This window comes from Nonomuraea rosea (assembly GCF_039539705.1).
Classification (GTDB): Bacteria; Actinomycetota; Actinomycetes; order Streptosporangiales; family Streptosporangiaceae; genus Nonomuraea; species Nonomuraea rosea.
On sequence record NZ_BAABDQ010000013.1, the window covers coordinates 1 to 25,704 of the forward strand.

A 25,704-nucleotide genomic window follows, 5' to 3' on the forward strand; every position below is an offset into this window, starting at 1 on the left:
GGTAGTGCCGCTCGGCCGCACCTGACCTGCCCAACATGCCGTACGGACCCCCAGATACTGTGCGTCAAGTAGCCGCTCACACTACTTGAAGTACTTGATGCACGACTGAGAGTCACCGAAGATAACGATGGTTCCTACGGCGTATTCGGCGGTTGACATGCCGCGCTCTCGGTTGATGGCCGCGTAGTGGAGCCATTTGGCGAGGCGCCGTGTCGGGGGCGGGGTGGTGGGGGCGGCTTTGATGTCGTCTGGCGTGGTGGCGGGACTGTGCATCGGGCCCTCCAGGTGGGGTTGAAGCCGGAGGTCTTGTCCGGCGGGAGTCCAAGGGTCGCCGAAACGGGGTGGGTGATGGAGGGCCGAGCGGCGTTCTGTGGATTTGGGGGTGATGGCTGGAGGTGCTTGTGGATAAGGGGGTGGGAAGTGGGGTTGTGGGCTGGGGTTGTGGGCTAGGCAGCTTGGGGGGAGAGGCGCTGCCGTACAGAACCATGTTGGTGTTGCGTGGGTCTATGGAGGTATGAGCGAGTTCGCGGGTGAATCGGGGCCGGTTTCTGGGGCCGCTTTCGGCGGTGGGGGGTTCGTTGATCGGCATCTTGGCTGGGATGGATGCTTCAACGTTCGGGATCTTGGTGGGATCCCGGTTGCCGGTGGTGGTGTGATTCGGCCGGGTGCCGTCGTTCGATCGGACTGTCCTGAGCGGCTCACTTCGGTGGGGTGGGCGGCGCTTGTCGGTCATGGGATCCGGACCATCGTGGATTTGCGTAACGATGAGGAGCGGCAGGGTGATCTGTGGGCCAGGCCGGCCGGGCTGACCACCGTGCACGTACCGCTGGATGACTCGGCGGACACGGCGTTCTGGGGGTATCTGTGGGAGAACGAGCTGGATGGCTCGCCGCTGTACTACCGGGTGTTCATTGAGCGGAAGGCGCGGCAATGCGCTGCCGTCGTGGCAGCCATCGCTCGTGCTCGGCCTGGAGGGGTGCTGGTCCACTGCGGGCTCGGGCGTGACCGTACCGGGCTCATTGCCATGCTCCTTTTGGCACTGGCCGGAGTACGGCCCGGGGACATCGCCTCGGACTATGAACTGAGTACGGTTCGGTTGCCGCCGCTGTTCGCCGCCTTGGGGGTGGATGATCAGACCGACACGATCCGGGGGATTGTGGCACGTAAGAACACCACTCTTCGTGCTGCGCTGCTTGGCACGTTGGACGGGCTCGATGTCGAGGGATGTCTTCGGGCGGCTGGGCTTGGTGATGAGGATCTTTCGGCTCTTCGGGGTCGGTTGGTTGGCTCCGGGGTGTGAGTCGCCGCTCCTTGGGGGTTCCGTGCGGGATCTGCTTTCTGGTCGGTCTTTTTGGGGGGTCGGGCGGTGGCTGATGTGGTTTGGGCGTGGGGCCTCGCGGGGTCGGGGTCCGGGAGCTCGGCGAGTACGGAGCTTTATGGAGGGCTGGCCGCTACGGGTGGTGGGCCCCGCTGGTACCGGGCTTCACGGGTACCGGGCTTCACGGTGGTGAACTTCGCGGGCACTGGCGGTGAAATGGCCCAAGGCTCAGCGGGTACGTGGGCCTCAGCTGGTGCAGGGCTTTACGGGATGATGATCGTGGAGGCTAGGCCGGCTATGACCGGGATGATGCCGAGAAGTACGAAGGCGGGCAGGAAGCAGAGGCCCAGCGGGGCTACGGCCATTACGCCGACTCTTCTGGCCGAGGCGACGGATTCGGCTCGGAGTGCTTCACGGGCGTCGTCGGCAAGGCGGGTCAGGACGTCCGCCACAGGTGCGCCGCTTTGAGCTGCTCGGCTCATTGCCCGGGAGAGCCTGCCCATCGTGGGGTCTCTGGCGAGACCGGCCCAGGTGGTTTCTGGGTCGGCGCCCAGGCGCAGTTGGCTGCTGACCCAGCCCAGTCGCTGGCCGAGGGGGCCGCCGATCGCGCTGGCGGCGACCTCGGTGGCAGCGCTCACCGGGCGTCCTGCGCGTAGACAGGCCGTCATCAGGTCTGCGGCGAAGGGCAGGTCGGTGGTGATGCGCTGGCGGTCTTGCCGGGCTTGTTGGGGTTGCTGTCTTTTGTGGAGGAAGGTCGCGATCGTCGGAGCGGCCAGGAGGCCGGTGATGATCCCGGCGGTGCCGCCGACGAGGAGGGCCACGATCAGTCCTACGGCTATGGCGGGGATGGTGGTTCTGCGGTTTATCGGGGGGTGTGGCTGATGGTGGGTGGGATGTAGCCACGCTGGTGTCTGGAGCTCTTCCGGTGGTGGCTGTGTGGAATGGGGTTGATGGTTCTGGGGGGTTGAGGGGAGGGCCTCTGTTGATGCGGGTGGATTGGCCGGCGGATGTAGACGGGCGAGGCGTTCGGTGGGGGTTCTTGGTGAGAGCCACAGCCAGGTGGCGAGGCTCGCGCACAGCGTGGTCAGTAGCTGGAGCATCGTAGGGAGTCCGATCGGGCTGGGTGGCGGGCTCTTCTGGGGCTCGTTGCGTTTCGTTCTTGGTGTGCTCCTGCCTGCCGCGTGATCTTTCTGCTCCGTGATCTTTCTGCTGCGTGGTCTTCCTGGGGTGGGCGCGTCAGGCTTGGGCTTGGGTCGCCATACGGTTGGTCCACCACAGACCGCAGGCGTCGAGAGCGATGCCCGCTATCAGGCACATGAGACCCGGGAAGGTGCCGAACAGGAAGGCCAGCGGATGCATGTTCAGGGCTGCGGCCATGAGGAGGCCGAGGGCCGGGAGTACGGCGAGCATTCTGGCTGTGGTGCGCGGGCCCGCCAATTGTGCCGCGACGTCCTGGCGGTGGGCCTGGGCCGTACGTAATGTGCTCGACACTCGTTCGACCAGGGCGGCCAGTCCTGCGCCTACGGTTACGCCCACTTCCCAGCAGGCGGCGAGCTGGCGTAGGCCCTCGCCTCCGTGGGGTGGGGCGGATGAGGTCAGGGCTGCGGAGACATCTCCCCCGTCTCTTGCTGCTGCGATTATCGGGCGCAGGGTGTCGGGGTCGGGGAAGTCCACTGCGGTCATGGCTCTGGTCAGTGCTTCTCCGGGGGTTCGGCCGGCCGATAGTTCTGCTGAGAGGGCCTGGCACAGCTCGATCGTCGCGTGGCGCCAGGCGTCGGCGCGGCGAGCGGGGCTGGGGCGGGTGAGCAGCTTTCCCAGGGAACGTTGTTGGGGTCTCTCGCGGGTTGAGGTCAGCTTGCTCAGGCGGGCCGTGGCGACGTCCGGGCCTGTCCACAACCAGAGCGCGCAGGCTGTGGACAATGCGGCTATCAGAGCACCTGTCATCGTGTTGTCTCCGCGGTAGTTGGGGCGTCACCGGGGTGAGTTGTGATCGTGGCTGACTCAAGGGCTGCTCGGCTTCGCAAGTAAGCCGTGGAGCCAGCAGGTCCAAGGGTGGTGTTGCGAGGACCGCGAGGCTGGTTCGAAGGTGCGCGTTGATGGTCGGGCGGCAGTTGTGGGTGGCGGCAGGCTTGGGCGGCTTTGTGATGCGGCGGTAGGTGGGCTGGGCGACGGCTCGATCGGGCAGCGGCGCGGTAGGCGGGATGGGCGGGCCTGATGCTGAGGCCGACGGTGCGGCCGTAAGCGAGTTGGGTGGGCTGGTGATGGCTTGATCGGGCAGCGGCGCGGTAGGCGGGATGGGCGGGCCTGATGCTGAGGCCGACGGTGCGGCCGTAAGCGAGTTGGGTGGGCTTGGTGATGGGGTGGGTGCGGGTGGGCGGGTTGGGTTATGGCTGGGCTCTTTGGGTGAGGGCTTCGTAGGCTGGGCCGAGGTGGGAGTTGCCCTCGGCGTCGAACGTCAGGGCGGGGAGGGATTCGACGAAGCCGGCCGGTGTTCTGGAGAGCAGGCAGATTTCGGCTATGCGTCTTCGGCCGTCTCGGCGGCCTCGGGTGAGGTGGATAACCGCGTCAAGGGCTGCGGCCAGTTGGCTGTGTACGGCTTCTCTGCTCAGGCCAGCCGCGCATCCCAGCGCTTCCAGGCGGGGAGGTACGTCGGCGGCGGTGTTCGCGTGCAGCGTGCCGCAGCCACCTTCGTGACCGGTGTTCAGGGCACCCAGGAGATCCACCACCTCGGCTCCCCGTACCTCTCCGACCACCAGGCGGTCCGGGCGCATGCGCAGTGCCTGCCGGACCAGGTCGCGAAGGCCCACGCCGCCTGCTCCTTCCAGGTTCGCCGGGCGGGTTTCCAGGCGTACGACGTGCGGGTGCAGGGGACGGAGCTCGGCTGAGTCCTCCACCAATAGAAGGCGCTCGCCTGGGTCCGCCAGCGACAGCAGGGCCGAGAGCAGGGTCGTCTTGCCGGTGCCCGTGCCGCCTGTCACCAGGAAGGCCAGCCGGGCGGTCACCATGGCGGTCAGCACCGGGATCGCGGATGGGGTGATCGTGCCTGCCGCGACCAAGTCCCTCAGGGTGAACGTGCGGCGGGGTGGCAGGCGCAGCGAGACGCAGGTGCCGCCGGAGGCGATCGGCGGGAGTACGGCGTGCAGGCGGACGCCTCCCGCGAGCCGGGCGTCGACGTAAGGGGAGGCGTCGTCCAGCCGTCTGCCGGCGGCGGAGGCGAGGCGTTGGGCCAGTCTGCGTACCGCTGCGTCGTCCGTGAAGGTGATCGAGGTGCGGTGCAGGCCGGTGCCGTCGTCTATCCACACCTCTCGTGGCCCGTTGACCAGGACGTCTGTCACGTCTGGGCGGGTCAGGAGTGGTTCGAGTGGACCTGCGCCTATCAGGTCGGCGCAGAGGGCTCGGGCCACCGCGAGGATCTCTGCGTCGCCGTAGACCGATTTTTCGGCTCTGAGTGCGACCGCTACCTGGGCGGCGCTGGGTTCGACGCCGGTTCTGGCCAGGCGGACGCGGACGGCTTCGACCAGGTCCGGGGACACGGCGGCAGTCGCGGCGGTCGCCGCCCCACGATTGGTGGCGCTGGTGGCGGGTGCCGCCCCGAGGTTGGGGGCGCCGGGCGCGGTTGCCGCCCCGAGGTTGGAGGAGTTGGTGGCGGTTGCCGCCCCGAGGTTGGAGGAGTTGGTGGCGGTTGCCGGTCCGAGGTTGGGGGCGCTGGTGGCGGTGGTCTGTCGAGAGGTGAGGGTGGGGTTTGTGGATCTGGGCCTGGGTGTGGTCGAGGTGGGTCGGAGCCTGGTGGCGGGGGTGAGCCCGGGGCTCGAAGTGGTGGTTGCTGGACCTGGCCGGGCAGCGGTCCTGGTGGGTCCGAGGGTCGTGATGAGGCGAGGGCTGGAGGTGGTCGTTGGGGGGTACAGGTTGGGGGCCGGGGGTGGGGTGGTGTTGTGAGTGGAGGGTGGTGGGGGCTCGGTTGTGGTCATGGGAGGAGGTCTCGGAGGAGGGTTGTGCACAGGGCGCCCAGCACCGTGCGCGGACCGAGTTTGGGGAGCTCGCCGCGGTTGAGGGTGGCGGTGAGTCTTGGCTGGTCGGGGAGGTTTCCGGCGGATGGGATGCCCAGGGACGCGGCGGCCAGGTCCTCGTCCACCACTCCCTGACGGAGGATCGCTCGCAGGTCCGAGGTGTGCTTGCGGGTCTCGCCCAGCACCTGGACTGTCGAGAGGATCCCGCGTACGTCCGCCGTCGCCACCACCAAGGTGGTCGTCGCTCGCGTCAGCGCTTCGATCGAGGCCGGGTCGAGGTGGCGTGGGAGGTCCACGACCACCAGGTCGAAGCCGCGCCGGCCCGCTTCGAGGACTGAGCGCATGGCCTGGGCCGGGATCGTCGCCACCTCGCCTCTGTGGAAGGAGAGGACGGCCAGGTCTCCGAACGACGGCAGCGCGGCCTGGAGCGCACTGGAGCTGATCCGGCCCTCTCGCGCCACCAAATCTCCCCATCGAGCGCCGGACGCCTCCTCGTGGCCCAGGAGCGCGTCTATGCCGCCGCCGAGCGGATCGGCGTCCACGAGCAGCGTGCGGAGGTGGTCGCCGGAGGCGCGCAGGGCGAGGCAGGCGGACAGCACGCTCGCACCCGCGCCGCCGCGGCCGCCGATCACGCAGATCACGGCGCCGGAACGGGGGTCCGGCTCCATGGCGTCCGCGAGCCGCTCCACCAGGTGGCGTTCGTCGCCGGGGAGGCTCACGACGGCCTGGGCGCCGACGGCCACGCATTTTCGCCAGGTGTCCGGGTCTTCGGGGTCTCTGGTGACGAGCAGGACCTGGTCGCGGGCCGGGGGTGCGGTCGCGGCCACGGCGTCCGCCTGGTCGGCGCCGACGGCTATCAGGGGCGCGAGGTTCCAGAACGGGCGGGCGTGGGCGGGGACGTGGGCCACGTCGAGTTGTGCGCCGGCCGCAGCCGCTATGCGGACCAGGTCGTCGAGCAGGGCGTGATCTTCGGTGATGACCAAGGGTCGGTGCATCCCGGCCTCCCGGTGGTGAAGTGGTGAAGGGCTGGGAGGCCAACCTTGCTGGGAGGGGTGGGAGCGGGGAGGGGCCGAACGGGATTCTGTGGAGGACGAGCGCTTATCCACAGGCGGCGGCTCGCTAGCCGTTCAGCCAGGCGTCCATGAACCGCTCGGCTGTGATCAGGGCCGAGTTCCATACCTCCGCTGGGGAGTGACCGAGATACGCCGCTGCCAGCAGCCCGCCACCGGCCAGCACCATCGCGGTCAGAAGCCCCTCCGGCCTGCGGCTCCTCGCCCGGCGGTGCCGGTCCCAGTCATCTTGCGCCCACCGCTTGAGGAAGTCCTCGTGCTGGCGTTGACCCCAGCTCTTTTCCATGGCGGGCCCCTCCTGTCGGCCGGATGTCACTGACTGTTTCTATGACGCGACAGGGCGTCAGTTTGTTCGCAGTAGCCACGGCAGCGTTGGGGGAAAAGGGGCGACCCCCGCCGGGGGGGAGAGCGGGGGTCGCCTGATCGGTCCGGCTCCGGGGGGGTAGAGCCGGTCCCGTTTCAGAAGAAAGCTTTCATCACTTCACCGGAGCCTGGCAAGGGACTTGCAAACCTATGCCTTGCACCGTCGCTCCAGTTTCGGGCGATACCACCGTATGCTGCCCGATCGACTCGAGTTTCGTCGAGGAGCAATCTCGGATTTTCGCCAAGTTTTTTCGCCACCCGATAACGATCACATAAAGGCGATCACTCAGAGTGATCATCACAGGTTGGTAACCAGGTCGGCGCGGGTAGAACGGCCCGGATGTTCCCCGGTGCGCCCATGGGCGGGCAAAGGTCTTGGTCCGAGGGGTTCCCATCAGGGCGAATCCGTCGTAGAAAGGGGCTACGGACCACTTGTCCGGGTGCATCCACCGGGCACCCACGCGCGACCAGCCGCGGGAGGCGCGTCGTGACGGGCTTGACCCGCTCCGACGAATACAGGTGCACGCTTGGTAACCCGGTGTGATGCACCGGCAGACGGCGTCTCATGACTGAGACGCCGTCAGCTATGTCAGCCCCTTTGCAGCGCCTCGCAGATGGCCACGGTCTCTCGCACACCCAGGGTCACCGCCGAGGCACATTGTTGTACCCACTGGGCCACGCCCTCCGGCGTCCCGCCCAGGTACGCCCGCAAGCCGTCCGCGTAGGGCAGCTCCAGGTGCCCCACCTCCACGGCCACCAGCGACTTCGGGTCCAGGCCGTATTCGACCAGCGTCAGGCGCTCGGCCGCGCGGGCCACGATGCCGTCCGCCGTACCGAACGGGCGCAGCACCGCCAGCTCCGCGTGGACCACGGCGGCCAGCACGAGCGCAGGGGCCTTCGTGGGCTGTGCCAGCAGGTCGAGCAGGCCGTCCATGCGGGCGGCCGCCTCCTTGGCGGTGGGGGCGGGGCCGAGGCCGAGCGGGTCCGCGGCCTGGTCGTCCGTGCGCGGGCGGCCCAGCGACGGGTCCGTGCTGCCCGGCAAAACCGAAGGCGGCAGGCCGGCCGCCGCCACGCTGTGCAAGCGCGCCAGCACCTGCCGGGGCGCCTTACGCCAGGTCGCCCCCATCCGCCCCATCTCCGCCGACGCGCGCAGCGCCCCCTGCACCACCGGATCGTGGATCTCGTCCCGGCGCAGGGCGTCGAGAGGCACGTCCACACCCTCGACGGCGGCCGAAGCGCGGGCCCCGCGCAGGGACGACTCCGTGGACACCGCCGGGCTGGCCCGGCGCAGGACGCGGTGGCGGTACAGCCTGTCGACGGCCTGGCGGGCCTCGTCCACAGCCTCCGGCACTCCAGGGAGCTGTGCGATGACGGCCAATGGGTCACTCACGAGATCCGACCTTACCCGCGGGTACGTCAGGCGCCGCACTGGTACGGCTCACCCCGGCGCGGTGACAGCGGGTAGGGAGCGCGCGGTCACCGCCCGTAGGTAATGGCCAAGGGAATCGAGCCTCAGAACGGGGTCAGGATCGGTCTCGGGCCACATCAGCAAGGGGGCCCATAAAGCGTCAACCACCCCGCCCTGCTACGCCGATCGCGTAGTCACATATTCTCCTGATTTCAGGATGACAACGTTTCAATAGCATTTGTCAGGCGAACTGATAAGCCCATGGCCATCGGTACAGACCTGTCTAGACCTCTTGTGTGTGGAGGTCGTGAGCTGGTGAAGTGGGACACGACCTATCCAATCTGGCCATAGAAGGAGCACGAGGTGGCCCCGGAAACCCCTGGTAACGAGACCGCGGCGCTGTCGAACCTGCTACAGGAGAAGCGCCGGTTCGCACCGCCCGCCGACCTGGCGGCGGCCGCGAACGTGACCGCTGCCGCATATGACGAGGCCGCCGCCGACCGTCTCGCCTTCTGGGAGCGCGCCGCCGAGCGGCTGACCTGGGCCAAGCGGTGGGACACGACGCTCGAGTGGAACCCGCCCTTCGCCAAGTGGTTCGTGGGCGGCGAGCTCAACGTCGCCTACAACTGCGTGGACCGTCACGTCGAGGAAGGCCGCGGCGGCAAGGTCGCCTACCACTGGGAGGGCGAGCCCGAGGGCGACACCCGCACCCTGACGTACAACGACCTCAAGACCGAGGTCAGCAAGGCCGCGAACGCCCTCCAGGAGCTCGGCGTCGCCAAGGGCGACCGCGTGGCGATCTACATGCCGATGATCCCCGAGCTGCCGATCGCGATGCTGGCCTGCGCCCGCATCGGGGCGGTGCACTCGGTGGTGTTCGGCGGGTTCTCGGCGAGCGCGCTGAAGAGCCGGATCGACGACGCCGACGCCAAGCTCGTGATCACCGCCGACGGCGGCTACCGCAGGGGCAAGCCCTCCGCGCTCAAGCCCACCGTGGACGAGGCCGTCGCCGAGTGCCCGCAGGTCGAGCACGTCCTCGTCGTACGGCGCACCGGCCAGGACGTCGCCGTCGGCGAGAAGGACCTGTGGTGGCACGAGGTGGTCGAGCGCCAGAGCGACGAGCACGCGCCCGCGCCCCACGACGCCGAGGACCCGCTGTACATCCTCTACACCAGCGGCACCACCGGCAAGCCCAAGGGCATCCTGCACACCACCGGCGGCTACCTCACGCAGACCGCCTGGACGCACGACGCGGTGTTCGACCTCAAGCCGGAGACCGACATCTACTGGTGCACGGCCGACATCGGCTGGGTGACCGGCCACTCCTACATCGTGTACGGCCCCCTCGCCAACGGCGCCACCAGCGTCATCTACGAGGGCACCCCCGACACGCCGCACCGCGGCCGGTTCTGGGAGATCGTGCAGAAGTACAAGATCACGATCCTCTACACCGCCCCCACGGCGATCCGGACGTTCATGAAGTGGGGCGACGACATCCCCGCCAAGTACGACATGTCCAGCCTGCGCATCCTGGGCTCGGTCGGTGAGCCGATCAACCCCGAGGCGTACGTCTGGTACCGCGAGCACATCGGCCACAACCGCTGCCCCGTCGTCGACACCTGGTGGCAGACGGAGACCGGCGCCATCATGATCAGCCCGCTCCCCGGCGTCACCGCGGGCAAGCCGGGCGCCGCGATGCGCCCGCTGCCGGGCATCAGCGCCGACGTGGTGGACGACCAGGGCAACAGCGTCCCCGACGGGGGCGGCGGCTTCCTCGTGGTCCGCGAGCCGTGGCCGTCGATGCTGCGCACGATCTGGGGCGACGACCAGCGCTACATCGACACGTACTGGAGCAGGTTCGAGGGGATGTACTTCCCCGGCGACGGCGCCAAGAAGGACGAGGACGGCGACCTGTGGCTGCTCGGCCGCGTGGACGACGTCATGCTGATCTCCGGCCACAACATCTCCACCACGGAGGTGGAGAGCGCGCTGGTCAGCCACCCGAAGGTGGCCGAGGCGGCGGTCGTGGGCGCGACCGACCCGGTGACCGGCCAGGCCATCGTGTCGTTCGTGATCCTGCGCGGCAACGCGGAAGAGGGCGCCGACATCGCCTCCGAGCTGCGCAACCACGTGGCCAAGGCACTCGGACCGATCGCCAAGCCGCGCCAGATCCTGGTGGTGCCCGAGCTGCCCAAGACCCGCTCCGGCAAGATCATGCGCCGCCTCCTGCGCGACGTCGCGGAGAACCGCAGCATCGGCGACGTCACCACCCTCGCCGACAGCACGGTGATGAACCTGATCTCCGAGAAGCTGCCGTCAGCTAAATCGGACGAATAAGTCCCGCTTTGTAGCCGCATGTCCCGATAAAACGGGGCATGCGGCTAGGCTGGAGCCCAGGAGTGCCGGGAAGTCTGGTCGGCGGCAGACAGTGCCGACCCCTGAGGAGTCCCCCGTGCGTTCCGAGAAGTGGCCGTTCCCGGCCCACAGCCGCTATGCCCGCGCCCTCGCGGAGGCCCTGCGCACGGAGACCATCGGCGGCATCATCATGCTGGTCGCCACGCTGGCCGCCCTCGTCTGGGCGAACGTGTCCATGGACTCCTACACCGAGCTGCGCGAGATCCGGATCGGCTCACTGGAGCTGTACAAGTGGGCCCAGAACGGACTGCTCACGATCTTCTTCTTCGTCGCGGGGCTGGAGGTGAAGGAGGAGTTCATCCACGGCGAGCTGGCGAACCTGCGCAAGGCCGCCCTCCCGATCATCGCCTCCATCTCCGGAATGGTGGTGCCGGCCGCCGTCTACCTCGCGGTGAGCTGGGGCGCGCAGGGCGCCTCCCGGGGCTGGGCGATCCCGACGGCCACCGACATCGCCTTCGCGCTCGCCGTGCTCGCGGTGACGGCCAGCGCGATGCCGGTGGCGCTGCGCGCGTTCCTGCTGACCTGCGCGGTCGTGGACGACCTCGGCGCAATCACGATCATCGCGCTGTTCTACACCGACCACGTGAACGTCCTGATGCTGCTGCTCGGCGTGGCGCTGATCGCCGCGTACGGCGTGCTCCAGCGCAGGCGCGTCACCACCCCCTGGCTGTACGTGCCGCTCGCCCTGGCCGCCTGGTACGCGGTCGAGGTCAGCGGCGTGCACGCGACCGTCGCAGGGGTGGCGCTCGGCCTGCTGACCAGGGTGACGACGACGGCGGACGAGCAGCGCTCCCCAGCAGAGGCGGCCGACCACTACGTCCGCCCGATCTCGGCCGGCCTGGCCGTGCCCGTCTTCGCGTTCCTGTCGGCGGGGGTGAAGCTGGACGCGTCAAGCCTGGGCGCTATGTTCTCCGATCGGGTAGTTCTGGGAGTGATAGCGGGACTCGTTCTCGGGAAGTTCCTCGGCGTGTTCGGGGGCGCCTGGCTGTCAGTACGGCTCGGCCTGGCGAAACTGTCGGAGGAGCTCCAATGGCGGGATTTGGCCGCGGTGTCGTTGCTGGCCGGGATCGGGTTCACGGTTTCGCTGCTGATCGGCGACCTGGCGTACGGTGACGACCGGCAGCGATCGGAAGCCGTCACCACCGGGATCCTCGCCGCCAGCCTCATCGCGTCGATCCTGGCGGCGGTGCTGCTGCACATACGGGTACGCAACCGGCGCAATGCGCTGGATGATGTTTGACACGGCCACCAGGCCTCGATAGGAGACGTTCATGCCGCAGACTCCCGAGGAAGAATCCCTGGGCTCGCTGGTCGCCCAGGCGAGCAGTCACATCTCGGCCCTGGTCCGCTCGGAGATCGAGCTGGCCAAGGCCGAGTTCAGGTTCGACGCCAAGCGGGTCGGCACGGCCGGTGGCCTGTTCGCCGCCGCCGCCTTCATGGCGCACCTGTGTCTGATTCTCGCCTCGTTCTCGATCGCGTACGCGCTGGCCCAGGTCATGCCCAACTGGCTGGCCTTCCTCATCGTGACGGTGCTCTACCTGCTGATCGCGAGTCTGCTGGTGTTCGTCGGGATCCGCCGGCTCAAGGGGCTGGCCGGGATGAAGCGCACCGCCAGGTCGATCAAGGGGCTCAAGGAGATCGCGACCCCCGACGAGCAGCCGCTCCCCGTGCTCGACGGTGATCGCCGGCCGGTGACCCGCGATGGCACCTGACGAGTCGGTCGTCCAGGTCGAGGGGCCGTGGACGCACCGCACGGTGCACGCGGGAGGCACCCGCTTCCACGTCGCCGAGGCGGGCGAAGGGCCGCTGGTCCTGCTCCTGCACGGGTTCCCGCAGTTCTGGTGGACGTGGCGCCACCAGCTCACGTCGCTGTCCGCCGCCGGATACCGGGCGGTCGCGGCAGACCTGCGCGGTTACGGCAGCAGCGACAAGCCGCCGCGCGGCTACGACCTGCCCACCCTGGCCGCCGACGCGACGGGCCTGATCCGCGCCCTGGGTGAGACGGGGGCGATCGTGGTCGGGCACGATTGGGGCGGGCTGCTGGCCTGGACGATGGCCGTACTCGACCCGAAGTGCGTGCGGCGGCTGGTCGCCGTGTCCGCGCCGCATCCCCTGCGGCTGCGCAACGCGCTGCTGACCGACCCGTTCGGGCAGCTCAAGGCCAGCGGCAGGGCCCTGGGCTTCCAGCTGCCGCTGCTGCCTGAGCGCCGGCTCACGCGGCACAACGCGTCGCTGGTGGGCAGGCTGCTGGACGACTGGTCGCGGCCCGGCTGGCCGGAGCAGGAGACCGCCCGCACCTACCGTGAGGCGTTCACGATCCCCGCCGTGGCGCACTCCGCGCTCGAATACCACCGCTGGTTCGGCCGCTCCCAGCTCCGCCCCGACGGCCGGCGTTACGCCAGGGCCATGCGCACCGAGGTCACGGCCCCCACGCTGCACCTGCACGGCGCGCTCGACCCGGCCATCCTGCCGCGTACGGCACAAGGATCCAGCCGCTACGTGGCGGCCCCCTACCGGTGGCGGCTGTTCGAAGGAGCCGGCCACTTCCCCCACGAGGAGATCCCCGACGTGTTCGACACCGAGCTGCTCGGCTGGCTGGCCGATCCGGAGCCCGACCGATGAGAGATCGCGACCCAGAGGGCAGGCCGCGCAACGCCAGGCCGCGCGACGCGTACGGCAGGCCGCTCCCCTACGGCGAGCCCGGCGTGGACCGGGTCCCCGACGACTACGCGCCCACCACCGAGCAGGCGCTGGCCGACGGCCGCCGCTTCCTGCTGGAAGGGCTGCCGTTCAACGCGCACGAGGTGTTCGAGGGGCGCTGGAAATGCGCGCCGGAGGACGAGCGCGAGCTGTGGCAGGGCCTCGCGCAGATCTGCGTCGGGCTGACGCACCTGCAGCGCGGCAACGGGCGCGGGGCGCTGACCCTCTTCAGCCGCGGCGCGGCCAGGGCGCAGGCGTACGGCGGCGCGTACGACGCGGTCGGCAGGGCCGCCTCGGGGCTGAGCCAGGACAGCGACCCCGAGGAGGCCGTCAACCTGATCGTGGCGACGCTCCCCAGCTGATCCTGCGAGAAACAGCGCGGGCTCAGTCGCACTCCTGGGTGCTGGCCGGCGTGGTGTCGGTGCGGCCCTGCGCGGCGTCCGGAGCGACCTCCTCGGCCGTCAGGACGTAGCCGGTCTCCTTCTCGTTGACCGCGGCGGCGAAGATCACGCCGTAGACGCGGCCGTCAACGGTGAGCAGGGGCCCGCCCGAGTTGCCCGGCAGCACCTGGCCGCGGATCGCGTAGACGGCGCGCCTGACCGTGTTCGCCCGGTAGATGTCGGGGCCCTCGGCTTCGAGCTTGCTGCCGATCCTGGCCGGCTCGGCGGTGAAGCCCTTGCCCTTGGGGAACCCGGCGATGATCGCGTTGTCGCCCCGGCTGCCCTCGCCGTCGAAGGCGAGCTGCGGCAGGTCGAGGCCGGGCACGTAGAGGACGGCGATGTCGCGGCGCGGGTTGTAGCGGACGACCGTGGCCGGGTGGCGGATGTTGTTGGAGTCGATGACCTGGAGGTCACGCGTCACGCCCGCGACGACGTGGGCGTTGGTCATGATCCGGCCGGGCGCGTAGACGAAGCCGGTGCCCTCGATGTGCTTGTTGCAGCTCTGCGCGTCACCCTGCACCTTGACGATCGCCCGCCGCGCCCGGCTCAGCTTGGAGCCCTGCAGCACGCTCTGGTCGGGCGGAGGCACGTCGATGAGCTGGCCCGCGCCGATGGCGTCGAAGACGGGCGGGAACTCCGAGCGGTCGATGAACTTCTTGAACGGCTGCTGCCAGTTGCGCGCCGCCTGCGGGATCGCGTCGTCGACGGTGGTCAGCAGCGCGGAGTTCTTCACCTGGTCGACGAGCGGGGCGAACGCCGTGGAGACGATCAGCGAGCCGATCAGCCAGGCGATGACCAGCACCGACAGCGCGCTGGCGAACGTGCCGCCGACCGCGTCGGCCACCTTCGCCGGCTCCCAGGTGACGTGGCTGCGCACGACGGCGCCGATGGTCGAGGAGGCGAACTGGCCGATCGTCGCGGACAGGAAGACGATCACGATCGCGAGCAGCGCCTGCGGCGTGTCGCCGTCGACCACGGCCTTGGAGATGGGCGGCGCGATGAACACGCCGAGCACGGCTCCGCCCACGAACCCCACGAAGCTCATCGCTCCTATGATGAAGCCCTGCCGGTAACCCGAGATGCCGAAGGCGATCACGAGGCCGATCAATATGAGGTCAAGCAGATCACCGCGCACGCTTCAAAGGTAACCAGCGATACGGTCAAGTGTGCACGTCTTCCGCCAGGACGGCGTCACTCACCTGGCTATCTTGGGCGGTATGCCGCCGGCCGAGGGAACAGTGCGCGATCTCATTGAGGCAGCTCTGCGCGACACCGATCCTGACGGTCCGCTGCGCTGGCATGTGATCTCCTTGCTGCGTCAGCGCGGCGACCTGGAGTCGTTCATCGAGGCGCGGCGGCTCTGCGCCGCGGACACCGTCGACGAACGCCTGCTCGGCGTGGACATCATGGGCATGCTGGGGCCCTTCGTGGACCGTACGCTGCCGGTGCTGCGCTACCTGGCGGCCAGCGAGGACGACGCCATGGTCCTCTACTCGGTGCTGATCGCGTTCGGGCATCTCGCCGACCCGCGCTCGCTGCCGTCCGTGCTGGATCTGGCCGTCCACGACGACGCCAGGGTCAGGTACGGGGCCGCGTACGCGTTGCAGCACGTGCTCGGCGAGCCGCCGGACCGGGCCGGGCTGGACATGCTGCGCAAGCTGGCCGCGGACAGCGACGCGGACGTGGCGGGCTGGGCCTCCCTCGGTGTGGCGCTGAGATCGGCGTTCTAGCCTCGTGAGGCCATGTTCACCACGTCAGGCGGCAGCTCTTCCTCCCGCGTGGTGTCCCACGGCCGTTCGAGCCCGCCCGCGCGCAGCACCGAGTCCAGCACCATCGCGGTGAACCCCCAGACCAGCATCCCCCGCACCCGGAACGCCGGACCGGCCGTCCCGCGCGGATGGCGCAGCATGACCCGGTTCGCCGGATCGACCAGCTCGGCGATCGGCACCCGCTCGACCGAGTCGACCTCGTCGGGAGAGGCCGCGTGCACCGCCGACGGCTCGCGCCACCAGCCGATCACGGGCGTGACGCGGTTGTCGCTGTAGGTGAGATAGAGCTCGGGCATCGTGCACAGCACGTGGACCCCGCTCGGATCGACCCCGGTCTCCTCCTCGGCCTCCCTGAGCGCGGCCTCGATCGGCCCGGCGTCCTCGGGGTCCACGCCGCCGCCGGGGAAGGCCGGCTGGCCCGCGTGCCTGCGCCCGCGCGTGCTGCGCTGGATCAGCAGCACGTCGGGGCCGAACGGCCCCTCGCCGAACAGCATCAGCACCGCCGCGTTTCGTCCGCCTCGCGCGGGCGGGCGCAGGGTTCGGGGAACTCGGGTCCGCTGAGCTTTCGCCGCCAGTCTGTCGAGCCAGTCGGGGACTTGGGTCACGCATCCTCCAACACGCCGCCGTGCCGTTGACTTCCCGCTCTCACGAGAACGGGCCGGGCCTGACGAGCTTCTTCGCCTCGGCGTCCGAGGTGGGGCCGGTGCCGTACGAGGGGCAGAGGGCGGCCAGCGGGCACACGCCGCACGCGGGCCGACGGGCGTGGCAGATGCGGCGGCCGTGCCAGATCACCCGATGAGAGAAGATCGTCCACTCGCGCCTGGGCAGCAGCTCGGCCACCACGTGCTCGATCTTGACCGGATCGCTCTCCTCGGTCCACCCGAAGCGGCGGACGAGCCGCTGGAAGTGGGTGTCCACGGTCAGGCCCGGCACGTCGAACGCGTTGCCGAGCACCACGTTGGCGGTCTTGCGGCCCACACCGGGCAGCATGACCAGGTCTTTCAGCTTGCCGGGCACCTCGCCGCCGTGACGCTCGCACACCGCCTGCGCCATGCCGATGATGCTGTTGGTCTTCGCGCGGAAGAAGCCGGTGGAGCGGATGATCTCTTCCATCTCGGCCCGGTCCGCGGCGGCGTAGTCCTCCACCGTGGGATATTTCGCGAAGAGGGTGGGGGTGACCATGTTGACCCTCTTGTCGGTGCACTGCGCGGAGAGGATGGTCGCGACCAGCAGCTCCAGCGGGTTGCCGAAGTCGAGCTCGCAATGAGCGTCCGGGTAGGTCTCCGCGAGGATGCGGTTCATCTTGCGCGCTCGTCGCACCAGTGCGAGCTGGGTCTCCGGCTTGCGCCCCGCCGCCGCTTTCGTGGCCATGCCGCAAGAGTAGAAGCTCCAGGGAACGATTGAACCAAAGACGGCTTCGCTGCGTACAACCTGGCGCTTGAGAGGGGCCGAAGATGAGCGAACAGGGTGCGAAGCTGACCGACTTCGTCAGGAACGGCGGGCCGCTGCGCGGACAGGCGCTGCACCGTCTCGCCGTGAGCTGCGCGGCGGCGATGGCCAAACTGCACGCGCGCGGCAACGCGGGCCTGCGGCTCGGCCAGGACAACGTGGCGCTGGGCACCAGAGGACAGGTGCTCATCGGCTGGCAGACCACGACCACCGCGCCGTCGCGTTACGACGACGCGTCGGCGGACGACGTACGGGACTGGGCGAATCTGGTGGTCTTCGCGGCGACCGGGTCGAGCCGCGGCGACGTCGCGGTGCTGCCTCCCGCGCTGCGGCTGGCGGTGGAGCAGTGCCGCCGCCGCGACCGCGCGGCGCGCCCGAGGGCGGTCCACGTGCTCAGGGTCCTGCTCGGCCACTCCATGACGGAGGCGATGGCCTCTGTCGACGGTCTTCTGCGGCAGGCGGGCTGAGCAGCGCAAGTACCGAAATCAGGACCGATCGCGGTACGAATCCGGCCGTCCGGTACCTTTCCCCCGGGGCTCCACCCACCGGGGCAGGCTCAGAACACTCCGGCATTCCCATAACCTGTGTGTGCTGCCCAGAGTGGGGTGAGTCACAATGGCAGCAGAGGAGGCAGAGTGAACACCGAAGATGTGCTGGGCAAGGCCCCCCTGTTCGCCGCGCTCGACCGTGAGAGCGCCGCGGCGCTGCGGACGAGCATCACCGAGGTCCAGCTGTCCAAGGGACAGACGCTCTTCCACGAGAACGAGACCGGCGACCGGCTCTACGTCGTGCTGGAGGGCAAGATCAAGCTGTCCCGCACGTCGCCCGACGGCCGGGAAAACCTGTTGAGCGTGCTGGGGCCGAGCGAGATGTTCGGCGAGCTGTCCCTGTTCGACCCGAGACCCCGTACGGCCACCGCGACCGCGCTGACCGACGTGCGTCTGGCCGGGCTGGGCCACGACGACCTGCGCCCCTGGCTGACCGGCCGCCCCGAGGTGGCTCTCCACCTGCTGCGCGCCCTCGCCCAGCGGCTGCGCCGCACCAACGACGTGCTGGCCGACCTGGTCTTCACCGACGTGCCCGGACGCGTGGCCAAGCAACTGCTCGACCTGGCCGAGCGGTTCGGCACGAAGACCGACGACGGGATGCGGGTGCACCACGACCTGACCCAGGAGGAGCTCGCCCAGCTCGTCGGCGCCTCGCGCGAGACGGTCAACAAGGCGCTGGCCGACTTCGCCCAGCGCGGCTGGCTGCGGATCGAGGCCAAGGCCGTGGTCATCCTCGACATGGACCGGCTCTACAACCGATCCAGATAATCCAGCTGAGCCAGCACCGACATCTCGGCGGCCGGCCACAGCGACCTGTCGACGTCGGCGTACACGACGCGGACGATCTCGCGTGGCGTGCGCGCGCCCTGCTCGCGCGCCGCCCTGATCTGGTCGAGCCGCTCGCGCCTGTGCGCGATGTAGCCGTCGAGCGCGCCGATCGGGTCGGCGAGCACCGGGCCGTGGCCGGGCAGCAGCGCCCGCGCCTCCAGGCTCTCCGCGGCCGCCCTGAGCCGGTCGAGGGTGCGCAGATAGTCGGACAGCCCCCCGTCGCGGGCGATGATCGTGGTACCCCTGCCGAGGATCGTGTCGCCGGTCAGCATGGCCAGGTCCTGCGGCAGCCAGAAGCACAGCGAGTCGAACGAGTGGCCCGGCGTCCCGTACACGTGGATCTCCAGGCCGTCCACGGTCACCACGTCGCCGTCGGCGAGCCCTTCTTCGCCGAGCCTGTGGCGCGGGTCCAGGGCGCGCACGGGCGCCTTCACCATCCTGGCGAAGCGCCCGGCGCCGCCGCTGTGGTCGAAATGGCCGTGGGTGAGCAGGATCTCGGTGACGCGGCGCTCTCCCAGGTGCTCCTGTACGCGGCGCAGATGCGACTCGTCGTCCGGCCCCGGATCGATCACCACGACCTCGTCGCCGCCGATCAGCCACGTGTTGGTGCCGTCGAGCGTCATGAGCGAGGGGTTGGGGGCGAGCAGGTTCTCGGCGTGCTCCGTACGGGAGCCGTCGGGGGTGCCGATCGGGATGTACAGGCCGCTCACGTCGTCACCAGCCGCATCTCACCCTCGATCTCCACGGCTCTCGGCATGATGGGCACGATCTCCCTCGTGGCCGCCAGGACGTCCGCCACGTCCGCGTACGCCGACAGCTCGCCCAGCGTGGCGTAGGTCGGCGGCATCAGGAAGATCTCCCCCTTGTGCGCCAGCTCCAGCGCCTCCGCCGGGCGCTGCCACACGACCTGGTCGGCCTCACCGCCCACGTCACGCGTACGCTGCCCCTCCGGCAGCACGGCGGCGAAGAACCGGGTGTCGAAGCGCCGCTGCTCGATCTCCGGCGTGATCCAGTGCGCCCATGGCGTGAGCAGGTCGGAGCGGAGCACCAGGCCGCGCCTGGCGAGGAAGTCGGCGAAGGCCAGGCTCCGGTCGATCAGGGCCAGCCGGTCGGCCTCCCAGTCGTCGCCGGTCGTGTCGGCGACCACGGAGCCGGGCCCTGGACCGGCCAGCAGCACGCCCGTCTCCTCGAACGTCTCGCGTACGGCCGCGCACACCAGGCCGCGCGCGACCTGCTCGCCGGCGTGGAAGACGGCGCCCCAGTCCGCGGGGGACGGCCCGGCCCAGGCGACGGCCTGGTCGGTGTCACGCGGGTCCACGGAGCCGCCTGGGTACACGTACGCGCCCGCGGCGAACGCCATCGTGGCCTTCCTCCGGAGCAGGTAGACCTCTGGCCCCAGGGCCCCGGGGCGCAGGATCACCACCGTGGCGGCGTCCCGCGCGGGCACCGGCTCGACCCGTCCGGCCTGCAGGTCCCGTGCCCGCGCGGCGAGCTCGGCTGGAAGCGGAAAACCGGTCACATGACCTCCTTTAGAACATCACTCGGTCATGGTGACATATCCCCGCTCTCAGGCCACTTCTGCGATCAGCTCCACCTCCACGGGAGCGTCGAGCGGCAGCGCCGCCACCCCGACCGCGCTGCGCGCGTGCTTGCCCTGCTCGCCGAACACCTCTGCGAGCAGGTCGCTCGCGCCGTTGGCCACCTGCGGCTGCTCGGTGAAGTCGGGAGCGCTGGCCACGAACACCACGACCTTGACGATCCGCCGCACGCTCGACAGCTCGCCGACCTCGGCCTTCAGGGCCGCGAGCGCGTTGAGCACGCAGATGCGGGCCTGCGCCCGGCCCTCGTCGACCCCCAGGTCGATGCCGAGCTTGCCGGTCTGGTGCAGCTTGCCCTCCAGCATCGGCACCTGGCCCGAGGTGTAGACCAGGTCGCCCGTGCGCACGGTCGGCACGTAGGAGGCCAGGGGCGTGACGGGCGCGGGGAGTGTGAGCCCCAGCTCCTCGATCCGCTGCTCGGGAGTCCCTTGCTCGGAGGTCACTGCTTCTCCCTCTTGAAGTAGGCGACGAGCTGCTCGGGCGTGGCGCCCTGGACGATCTGGACCAGCTCCCAGCCGTCGGACCCGAAGTTGTCGAGGATCATCTTGGTGTTATGGATCAGCACAGGCGCCGTGAGGTACTCCCATTTCTTCATGAGCGTCAGCGTCTCATAAGACGAGGTGTGAGCAATCTCAAAGGGTGGCCGTCGGCTTTCGACAAGTAACCGTTCGGTAGCCTCGAAACGTGGACTCTCCGGACACGGATCGGACGCCGCCTTGGGCCGGCGTACGGCTGCATGTCGTCACCGGCAAGGGCGGCACCGGCAAGACGACCGTCGCCGCCGCCCTGGCTCTCGCCCTGGCCTCTGGCGGCCGCAAGGTGCTCCTGGTGGAGGTGGAGGGCAGGCAGGGCATCGCGCAGATCTTCGACCGTCCGCCGCTCCCCTACGAGGAGCGCAAGATCGCCGTGGCGCCGTCGGGCGGTGACGTGTACGCGCTGGCCATCGACCCCGAGGAGGCCATGCTCGAATACATGGAGATGTTCTACGGGATGCGCAGGGCCGGGCGGGCGCTGACCAAGATGGGCATCGTCGACTTCGCCACCACCGTGGCGCCCGGCTTCCGCGACGTGCTGGTCACCGGCAAGACGAGCGAGGCCGTGCGCAGGCGGGCCAAGAACGGCCGCAGGGTCTACGACGCCGTCGTGCTCGACGCGCCGCCCACCGGCCGCATCACACGCTTCCTGAACGTCACCCAGGAGGTGGCGGGCCTGGCCAGGGTCGGGCCGATCAAGAACCACTCCGACCTGGTCAGCGGGGTCGTGAAATCTCCCGAGACCGCCGTGCATTTCGTCACGCTGCTGGAGGAGATGCCGGTCCAGGAGACGCTCGACGGCATCGCCGAATCACGCGCCGCAGGACTTCCCACCGGTGGCATTTTCATCAATATGGTGCGCGAATCCCTCCTGCCACAGACCGCCCTTGACACGGCTGTCAAGGGCCGCTTCGACGCCGGGGAGCTCGTACTCGGGCTGAAGGCGGCCGGGGTGGCCGACGGCGCGGAGGCCACGGCGCTGGCCGAGGCCCTCGCCGACGAGGTCGCCGAGCACGCCCACCGCACCGAGCTGGAGCGCGCCGAGCGCGCGTCCCTCGCGGAGGCGGAGCTGACGAGCTACGAGCTGCCGCTGCTGGCCGACGGCGTCGACCTGGCCGGCCTGTACGAGCTGGCAGAGAGCATCCGCACCCAGGGAGCAGTGTGAAGAAGCCCGCCAGGCTCGACGTCGACGCGATACTCGACGACCCGGGCACCAGGATCATCGTCTGCTGCGGCGCCGGCGGCGTGGGCAAGACCACGACGGCGGCGGCGCTCGGGCTGCGTGCCGCCGAGCGCGGCAGGTGCGCGGTCGTGCTGACCGTGGACCCGGCGCGGCGGCTGGCGCAGTCGATGGGGCTGACCGAGCTGGACAACACCCCGCGGCTGGTCAGCTCGCCCGAGGGCGACGGGCAGCTGTTCGCCATGATGCTCGACATGAAGCGGACGTTCGACGAGATCATCGAGGCGCACGCCGATCCCGTGCGAGCCCGGCAGATCCTGTCGAACCCCTTCTACCAGTCGCTCTCCTCCAGCTTCTCCGGCACGCAGGAGTACATGGCCATGGAGAAGCTCGGCCAGCTCCGCCGCTCGGACGAGTGGGACCTGATCATCGTGGACACCCCGCCATCGCGCTCGGCGCTCGACTTCCTCGACGCGCCCGAGCGGCTCGGCCGCTTCCTCGACGGCCGGTTCATCCGGCTGCTGACGGCTCCGGCCAAGGCGGGAGGGCGCAGCGCGTTCCGGCTGCTCAACGCCGGGTTCGGGCTGATGGCGGGAGCGATGACCAAGCTGCTCGGCGCGCAGGTCATCAAGGACCTGCAGACGTTCGTGTCCGCGCTGGACGCCGTGTTCGGTGGGTTCAGGCAGCGGGCCGAGATGACGTACCGGCTGCTGCAGGCCCCGGGCACCGCGTTCGTCGTGGTGGCCGCGCCTGAGCGGGACGCCATGCGGGAGGCGTCCTACTTCATCGAGCGGCTCGCCGAGGAGCGCATGCCGCTGGCGGGTCTGGTGGTCAACCGCGTGCACATGTCGCCTGCCCCGGCGCTCTCAGCGGCCCGCAGCGCGGCTGCCGCGGAAGAGCTGGAGTCGAGGGGTGAGCACGAGCTGACCGCCGCCGTGCTGCGGCTGCACGCCGGGCGAATGCAGCTCACTGCCCGCGAGAGCCGCGAGCAGGAGCATTTCGTCTCGGCCCACCCCACGGTGCCCGTGGTGCAGGTACGCGCCATGTCCGAGGACGTCCACGATCTGGCCGGTCTGCGGCAGATCGGGGAATTGCTGGCGAGCGCATGAAAGTACGGCCGGCGGGCGGCGCCGGCCGTACTCACTCGCGGGCCTGGATCAGCCCGCGATCAGCTCGTTGGTTCGTTCGTACTCTTCCTTGGCCGACTCGAGCAGCTCACGCCACGAGTCCACGTCAGGTCGCCGTCGAAGCAGTGCACGACGTTCCCGTTCTGTCATACCGCCCCACACCCCGAACTCGATGCGATTGTCCAGTGCATCGGCGAGGCATTCGGTACGAACCGGGCAACCCCGGCAGATGAGCTTCGCTCTGTTCTGCGCGGCGCCCTGCACGAACAGGGCATCCGGATCCGCACCCTTACAGGCGGCACGGGAGGTCCAATCCGTGATCCACATTGTTCGACCCCACTCCCCTTAGGTGGTCAGTCGTTCATTTGGGGCCGACGGGCGCGGGCGCCGAGCCTCCGTATTCAGTTGCCGCAGAGGAGAACGTACGCAACTAGACGTTCGGGCCGACAGACCCCAGAGGACCAATTTCTCGCAGCAGTCTTGACCGGGAATGACTAGTCACCCCCGTCAGTCAAGGCGAAATGGGGTCGAGCTACCGATAAGACCAGTCTTTCGACGTACTCTTGGTACCGTGCAAGCTCAGCGCAAAGATCGCTCCAACCCCGTGCTGAACGTCCTGCGTCTCGTCATCGCGGGGACGGCGGCCGGGGTTCTCGCGGCCGCTGTGGCCCTGCCCGCGGTAGGCGGGGCCGGCGTGTCCGCGAAGAGCGCGATGGAGGGGCTCAACCTCAAGCCCGAAGAACTCGACGAACCCCCTCTGCCTGAGCGCACCAAGCTGGTCGACGCCAACGGCAAGCAGATCGCGCAGTTCTACTACGAGAACCGGCAGTCTGTCCGTCTTGACCAGGTTGCCCCGATCATGCAAACGGCGCTGATCTCGATCGAGGACTTCCGTTTCTACCAGCACGGGCCGATCGACGTTGAGGGAACGGCCAGAGCGCTGCTCAAGAATCTCAGCAGCGGCGGCGTGATGCAGGGCGGATCGTCGATCACCCAGCAGTACGTCAAGCAGGTGCTCGTCAACAAGGCCGAGACGGCGGAGGCGCAGCAGGCGGCCATCGCGCCCACCGTCTCCCGCAAGCTGTCCGAGCTGCGCAACGCCATGGCGATCGAGCGGAAGTACAGCAAGGCCCAGATCCTTGAGAAGTACCTGAACATCGCCTACTTCGGCGCGGGTGCCCACGGGATCCAGGCCGCGGCCAAGCGCTTCTTCGGCAAGTCGGCCTCCGAGCTCAACCTCGTCGAGTCCGCCACGCTCGCCGGCGCCGTCCAGAACCCCGCCAGGACCGACCCCAACGTCGGCCCCGAGTCACGGAAGCAGCTGCTGGACCGGCGCAACCTCGTGCTGGACCGGATGGCCGAGCTCAAGAAGATCACTCTGGCGGAGGCCGCCGAGGCCAAGGCGAAGAAGCTGGGCTACAAGGACACGAAGTTCCCCGGCGGCTGCGAAGCCAGCAAATTTCCGTACTTCTGCCTCTACGTCCAGTACGAGATCCTCAGCAACGAGGACTTCGGCAAGAACGAGGCCGAGCGCAGGAAGCTGCTCCAGCGGGGCGGTCTGACGATCAAGACCACGATCGACCCCAAGATGCAGGCGGCCGCCGAGAAGGCCATCAAGAAGTACGTCAGCACCAAGGACAAACCCGTGGCCTCGCAGGCCATCGTCGTTCCCGGCACCGGCGAGATCAAGGCCATGGCGGCCTCGCGGAAGTTCGGCCAGAGCAAGAAGAAGAACGAGATGAGCTACAACATCGTCGCCGACGGGGCGCACGGTGGCGGGCGCGGCTTCCAGCAGGGCTCGACGGCCAAGGTCTACACGCTGGCCACGGCGCTGGAGGAGGGCCTGAAGTACGGCGACGGCTTCCCCGCTCCCGCCGGGTATCAGGCGGGCGGCTACAGCACGTTCAAGGACTGCAAGGGCGACCCCGTCGGCGACCCCAGCCACACCGTGCGCAACTCCAGCGAGGGCGGCGGCGGTTTCAAGACGCTGGAGACCGGCACCTGGGGCTCGGTGAACACGTTCTTCCTCAGGCTCGAGGAGAAGGTGTCGCTCTGCAAGGTCGTCAAGATGGCCAAGAAGCTCGGGGTCAAGCGGGCCGACGGGCAGAAGCTGTCGGAGGTGGAGACGTTCACGCTGGGCGTCAACGAGGTCGACCCGGTCACGATCGCCAGCTCGTACGCCGTGTTCGCCTCGCGCGGCCAGTACTGCAAGCCGCTCGCGATCACCGAGATCAAGGACAGGAACGGCAAGGCCAGGCAGTACAAGCCCAAGTGCTCGCAGGTGCTTGAGGAGGAGGTCGCCGACGCGGTCAGCGGGATCCTCTCCGGCGTGTTCACCAAGGGCACGATGCGGGAGGTCGGCGGCATCGGACGGGACGCGGCCGGCAAGACGGGAACGACCGACAACTACATGTCGGCGTGGTTCGCCGGTTACACCCCGAACCTGGCCTCAGCCGTCAGCCTGGGCGACCCGCGCGGCACCTCCAGCCACAAGCTGATCGGGATCACGATCGGCGGCCGGTACTACCCGTACGTGTACGGGGCTTCCATTTCCGGGCGGATCTGGAAGGACGCGATGAGCAGCGCCTTGAAGGGGATCGAGCCGACGGAGTTCACGCCGGTGGACCGGTCGCGGTTCGGCGGATGCACCGAGCAGTGCGCGCCCAAGCCCAAGAAGAAGAAGGAAGAGAAGCAGTTCGGGGATCCGTTCGACATCTTCAATCCCCCGGACGACGGGGACGGGCCGCAGGACGGGCGCGGCGGGGGCGGGCCTGACGGCGGTCGTGGGCGCGGCGGGCAAGGTGACGCCGGTCCGATCACCCCGGGCCGCTGACGACCCCTCAGAGAGCCGCTGAGACCCTGTCCCGGCGCGCTGGTGCCTCTTCTTTCGCCGAGGCCTCCGTCCCGGGCGGGAGGAGGCCTCAGGCGCCCGCTTCGGGGGCGCGTCTCTA

At 69.2% G+C, this 25,704-nt stretch carries 26 protein-coding genes; 12 read left to right on the plus strand and 14 right to left on the minus strand.

Translation table 11 applies throughout. From position 1 onward, the window contains the following. Positions 1-514: 514 nt before the first annotated feature. On the plus strand, positions 515-1,300 hold the full coding sequence (locus ABEA43_RS27885) for a tyrosine-protein phosphatase (protein ID WP_345566343.1): 786 nt from the start codon (positions 515-517) through the stop codon (positions 1,298-1,300). Positions 1,301-1,581: 281 nt separating this feature from the next. Here the strand turns inward: ABEA43_RS27885 and ABEA43_RS27890 are convergent, their stop codons facing one another. The 6 genes from ABEA43_RS27890 to ABEA43_RS27915 form a co-directional block, all read right to left on the minus strand. Then, positions 1,582-2,139 (minus strand): type II secretion system F family protein, encoded by a 558-nt coding sequence (locus ABEA43_RS27890; RefSeq protein ID WP_345566345.1) that lies wholly within the window; start codon positions 2,137-2,139, stop codon positions 1,582-1,584. A gap of 415 nt (positions 2,140-2,554) precedes the next feature. Beyond that, the gene (locus ABEA43_RS27895) at positions 2,555-3,262 is read right to left on the minus strand and encodes a type II secretion system F family protein (RefSeq protein ID WP_345566347.1); all 708 of its coding nucleotides are present in this window, start codon (positions 3,260-3,262) and stop codon (positions 2,555-2,557) included. A gap of 440 nt (positions 3,263-3,702) precedes the next feature. Continuing rightward, positions 3,703-4,851 (minus strand): TadA family conjugal transfer-associated ATPase, encoded by a 1,149-nt coding sequence (locus tag ABEA43_RS27900; RefSeq protein ID WP_345566349.1) that lies wholly within the window; start codon positions 4,849-4,851, stop codon positions 3,703-3,705. 431 nt (positions 4,852-5,282) lie between these two features. Continuing rightward, positions 5,283-6,320, minus strand: coding sequence for a septum site-determining protein Ssd (ssd, locus tag ABEA43_RS27905; protein WP_345566351.1), 1,038 nt, complete (start codon positions 6,318-6,320; stop codon positions 5,283-5,285). Positions 6,321-6,444: 124 nt separating this feature from the next. After that, on the minus strand, positions 6,445-6,681 hold the full coding sequence (locus ABEA43_RS27910) for a hypothetical protein (protein WP_345566353.1): 237 nt from the start codon (positions 6,679-6,681) through the stop codon (positions 6,445-6,447). A gap of 666 nt (positions 6,682-7,347) precedes the next feature. Further along, entirely contained in the window at positions 7,348-8,148 is an 801-nt protein-coding gene (locus ABEA43_RS27915; RefSeq protein ID WP_345566355.1) for a Fic family protein, read from the minus strand. Positions 8,149-8,529: 381 nt separating this feature from the next. Between ABEA43_RS27915 and acs the strand changes: the two genes are divergently transcribed. The 5 genes from acs (at position 8,530) to ABEA43_RS27940 (ending at position 13,643) form a co-directional block, all read left to right on the plus strand. Next, positions 8,530-10,503 (plus strand): acetate--CoA ligase, encoded by a 1,974-nt coding sequence (acs, locus tag ABEA43_RS27920; RefSeq protein WP_345566356.1) that lies wholly within the window; start codon positions 8,530-8,532, stop codon positions 10,501-10,503. Between the two features lie 115 nt (positions 10,504-10,618). Then, positions 10,619-11,821, plus strand: coding sequence for a Na+/H+ antiporter NhaA (gene nhaA, locus ABEA43_RS27925; RefSeq protein ID WP_345566358.1), 1,203 nt, complete (start codon positions 10,619-10,621; stop codon positions 11,819-11,821). A 31-nt stretch (positions 11,822-11,852) separates the two neighbouring features. Continuing rightward, positions 11,853-12,293 carry a phage holin family protein gene (locus ABEA43_RS27930; protein ID WP_345566359.1) on the plus strand — a complete coding sequence of 147 codons (441 nt, stop codon included), beginning with the start codon at positions 11,853-11,855 and terminating at the stop codon, positions 12,291-12,293. Next, positions 12,283-13,203: an alpha/beta fold hydrolase gene (locus tag ABEA43_RS27935; RefSeq protein ID WP_345566361.1), complete on the plus strand. Its 921-nt coding sequence runs from the start codon at positions 12,283-12,285 to the stop codon at positions 13,201-13,203. The genes ABEA43_RS27930 and ABEA43_RS27935 overlap by 11 nt, the downstream gene beginning before the upstream one ends. Beyond that, the gene (locus ABEA43_RS27940; RefSeq protein WP_345566363.1) at positions 13,200-13,643 is read left to right on the plus strand and encodes a DUF309 domain-containing protein; all 444 of its coding nucleotides are present in this window, start codon (positions 13,200-13,202) and stop codon (positions 13,641-13,643) included. Before ABEA43_RS27935 ends, ABEA43_RS27940 begins: the two co-directional genes overlap by 4 nt. 22 nt (positions 13,644-13,665) lie before the next feature. Here ABEA43_RS27940 and ABEA43_RS27945 read toward each other — a convergent pair whose 3' ends face one another. Continuing rightward, positions 13,666-14,856 carry a MarP family serine protease gene (locus ABEA43_RS27945; RefSeq protein ID WP_345566365.1) on the minus strand — a complete coding sequence of 397 codons (1,191 nt, stop codon included), beginning with the start codon at positions 14,854-14,856 and terminating at the stop codon, positions 13,666-13,668. A gap of 103 nt (positions 14,857-14,959) precedes the next feature. Between ABEA43_RS27945 and ABEA43_RS27950 the strand changes: the two genes are divergently transcribed. After that, on the plus strand, positions 14,960-15,451 hold the full coding sequence (locus tag ABEA43_RS27950; RefSeq protein ID WP_345566367.1) for a HEAT repeat domain-containing protein: 492 nt from the start codon (positions 14,960-14,962) through the stop codon (positions 15,449-15,451). Here the strand turns inward: ABEA43_RS27950 and ABEA43_RS27955 are convergent. Further along, positions 15,448-16,095, minus strand: a complete 648-nt coding sequence (locus tag ABEA43_RS27955; RefSeq protein ID WP_345566369.1) for an NUDIX hydrolase — start codon at positions 16,093-16,095, stop codon at positions 15,448-15,450. The genes ABEA43_RS27950 and ABEA43_RS27955 overlap by 4 nt on opposite strands. A 40-nt stretch (positions 16,096-16,135) precedes the next feature. Then, positions 16,136-16,861, minus strand: coding sequence for an endonuclease III (gene nth / locus ABEA43_RS27960; protein WP_345566370.1), 726 nt, complete (start codon positions 16,859-16,861; stop codon positions 16,136-16,138). Between the two features lie 83 nt (positions 16,862-16,944). On the opposite strand from nth, the gene ABEA43_RS27965 reads away from it, so the two are divergent. Together ABEA43_RS27965 and ABEA43_RS27970 are read left to right on the plus strand one after the other, a co-directional pair. After that, positions 16,945-17,406, plus strand: a complete 462-nt coding sequence (locus tag ABEA43_RS27965) for a hypothetical protein (protein WP_345566371.1) — start codon at positions 16,945-16,947, stop codon at positions 17,404-17,406. Between the two features lie 168 nt (positions 17,407-17,574). Then, positions 17,575-18,255 (plus strand): Crp/Fnr family transcriptional regulator, encoded by a 681-nt coding sequence (locus ABEA43_RS27970; protein WP_125644033.1) that lies wholly within the window; start codon positions 17,575-17,577, stop codon positions 18,253-18,255. Here ABEA43_RS27970 and ABEA43_RS27975 read toward each other — a convergent pair. Genes ABEA43_RS27975 through sp36 form a run of 4 tightly spaced genes read right to left on the minus strand, consistent with a single transcriptional unit; the run spans position 18,237 to position 20,508 of the window. Further along, positions 18,237-19,025, minus strand: coding sequence for an MBL fold metallo-hydrolase (locus ABEA43_RS27975; protein WP_345566374.1), 789 nt, complete (start codon positions 19,023-19,025; stop codon positions 18,237-18,239). The two genes, ABEA43_RS27970 and ABEA43_RS27975, sit on opposite strands and share 19 nt — an antisense overlap. Continuing rightward, the gene (locus ABEA43_RS27980; RefSeq protein ID WP_345566376.1) at positions 19,022-19,834 is read right to left on the minus strand and encodes an NUDIX hydrolase; all 813 of its coding nucleotides are present in this window, start codon (positions 19,832-19,834) and stop codon (positions 19,022-19,024) included. The genes ABEA43_RS27975 and ABEA43_RS27980 overlap by 4 nt, the downstream gene beginning before the upstream one ends. A gap of 48 nt (positions 19,835-19,882) precedes the next feature. Continuing rightward, positions 19,883-20,356, minus strand: a complete 474-nt coding sequence (locus ABEA43_RS27985) for a RidA family protein (RefSeq protein WP_345566378.1) — start codon at positions 20,354-20,356, stop codon at positions 19,883-19,885. Beyond that, positions 20,353-20,508 (minus strand): Sp36 family protein, encoded by a 156-nt coding sequence (gene sp36 / locus ABEA43_RS27990; protein ID WP_091100512.1) that lies wholly within the window; start codon positions 20,506-20,508, stop codon positions 20,353-20,355. Before sp36 ends, ABEA43_RS27985 begins: the two co-directional genes overlap by 4 nt. An 89-nt stretch (positions 20,509-20,597) precedes the next feature. Here sp36 and bagA point away from each other — a divergent pair, with 89 nt between their 5' ends. Together bagA and bagB are read left to right on the plus strand one after the other, a co-directional pair. Further along, positions 20,598-21,611, plus strand: a complete 1,014-nt coding sequence (bagA, locus tag ABEA43_RS27995) for an ATPase BagA (RefSeq protein WP_345566382.1) — start codon at positions 20,598-20,600, stop codon at positions 21,609-21,611. Continuing rightward, positions 21,608-22,735 (plus strand): ATPase BagB, encoded by a 1,128-nt coding sequence (gene bagB / locus ABEA43_RS28000; protein ID WP_345566383.1) that lies wholly within the window; start codon positions 21,608-21,610, stop codon positions 22,733-22,735. Before bagA ends, bagB begins: the two co-directional genes overlap by 4 nt. Before the next feature lie 48 nt (positions 22,736-22,783). On the opposite strand, the gene ABEA43_RS28005 is transcribed toward bagB, so the two are convergent. Then, on the minus strand, positions 22,784-23,080 hold the full coding sequence (locus tag ABEA43_RS28005) for a WhiB family transcriptional regulator (RefSeq protein ID WP_020542548.1): 297 nt from the start codon (positions 23,078-23,080) through the stop codon (positions 22,784-22,786). 244 nt (positions 23,081-23,324) lie between these two features. On the opposite strand from ABEA43_RS28005, the gene ABEA43_RS28010 reads away from it, so the two are divergent. Next, a complete protein-coding gene (locus ABEA43_RS28010; RefSeq protein WP_345566385.1) occupies positions 23,325-25,586 on the plus strand; it encodes a transglycosylase domain-containing protein in 2,262 nt (753 codons plus the stop codon). Positions 25,587-25,704: the final 118 nt, after the last annotated feature.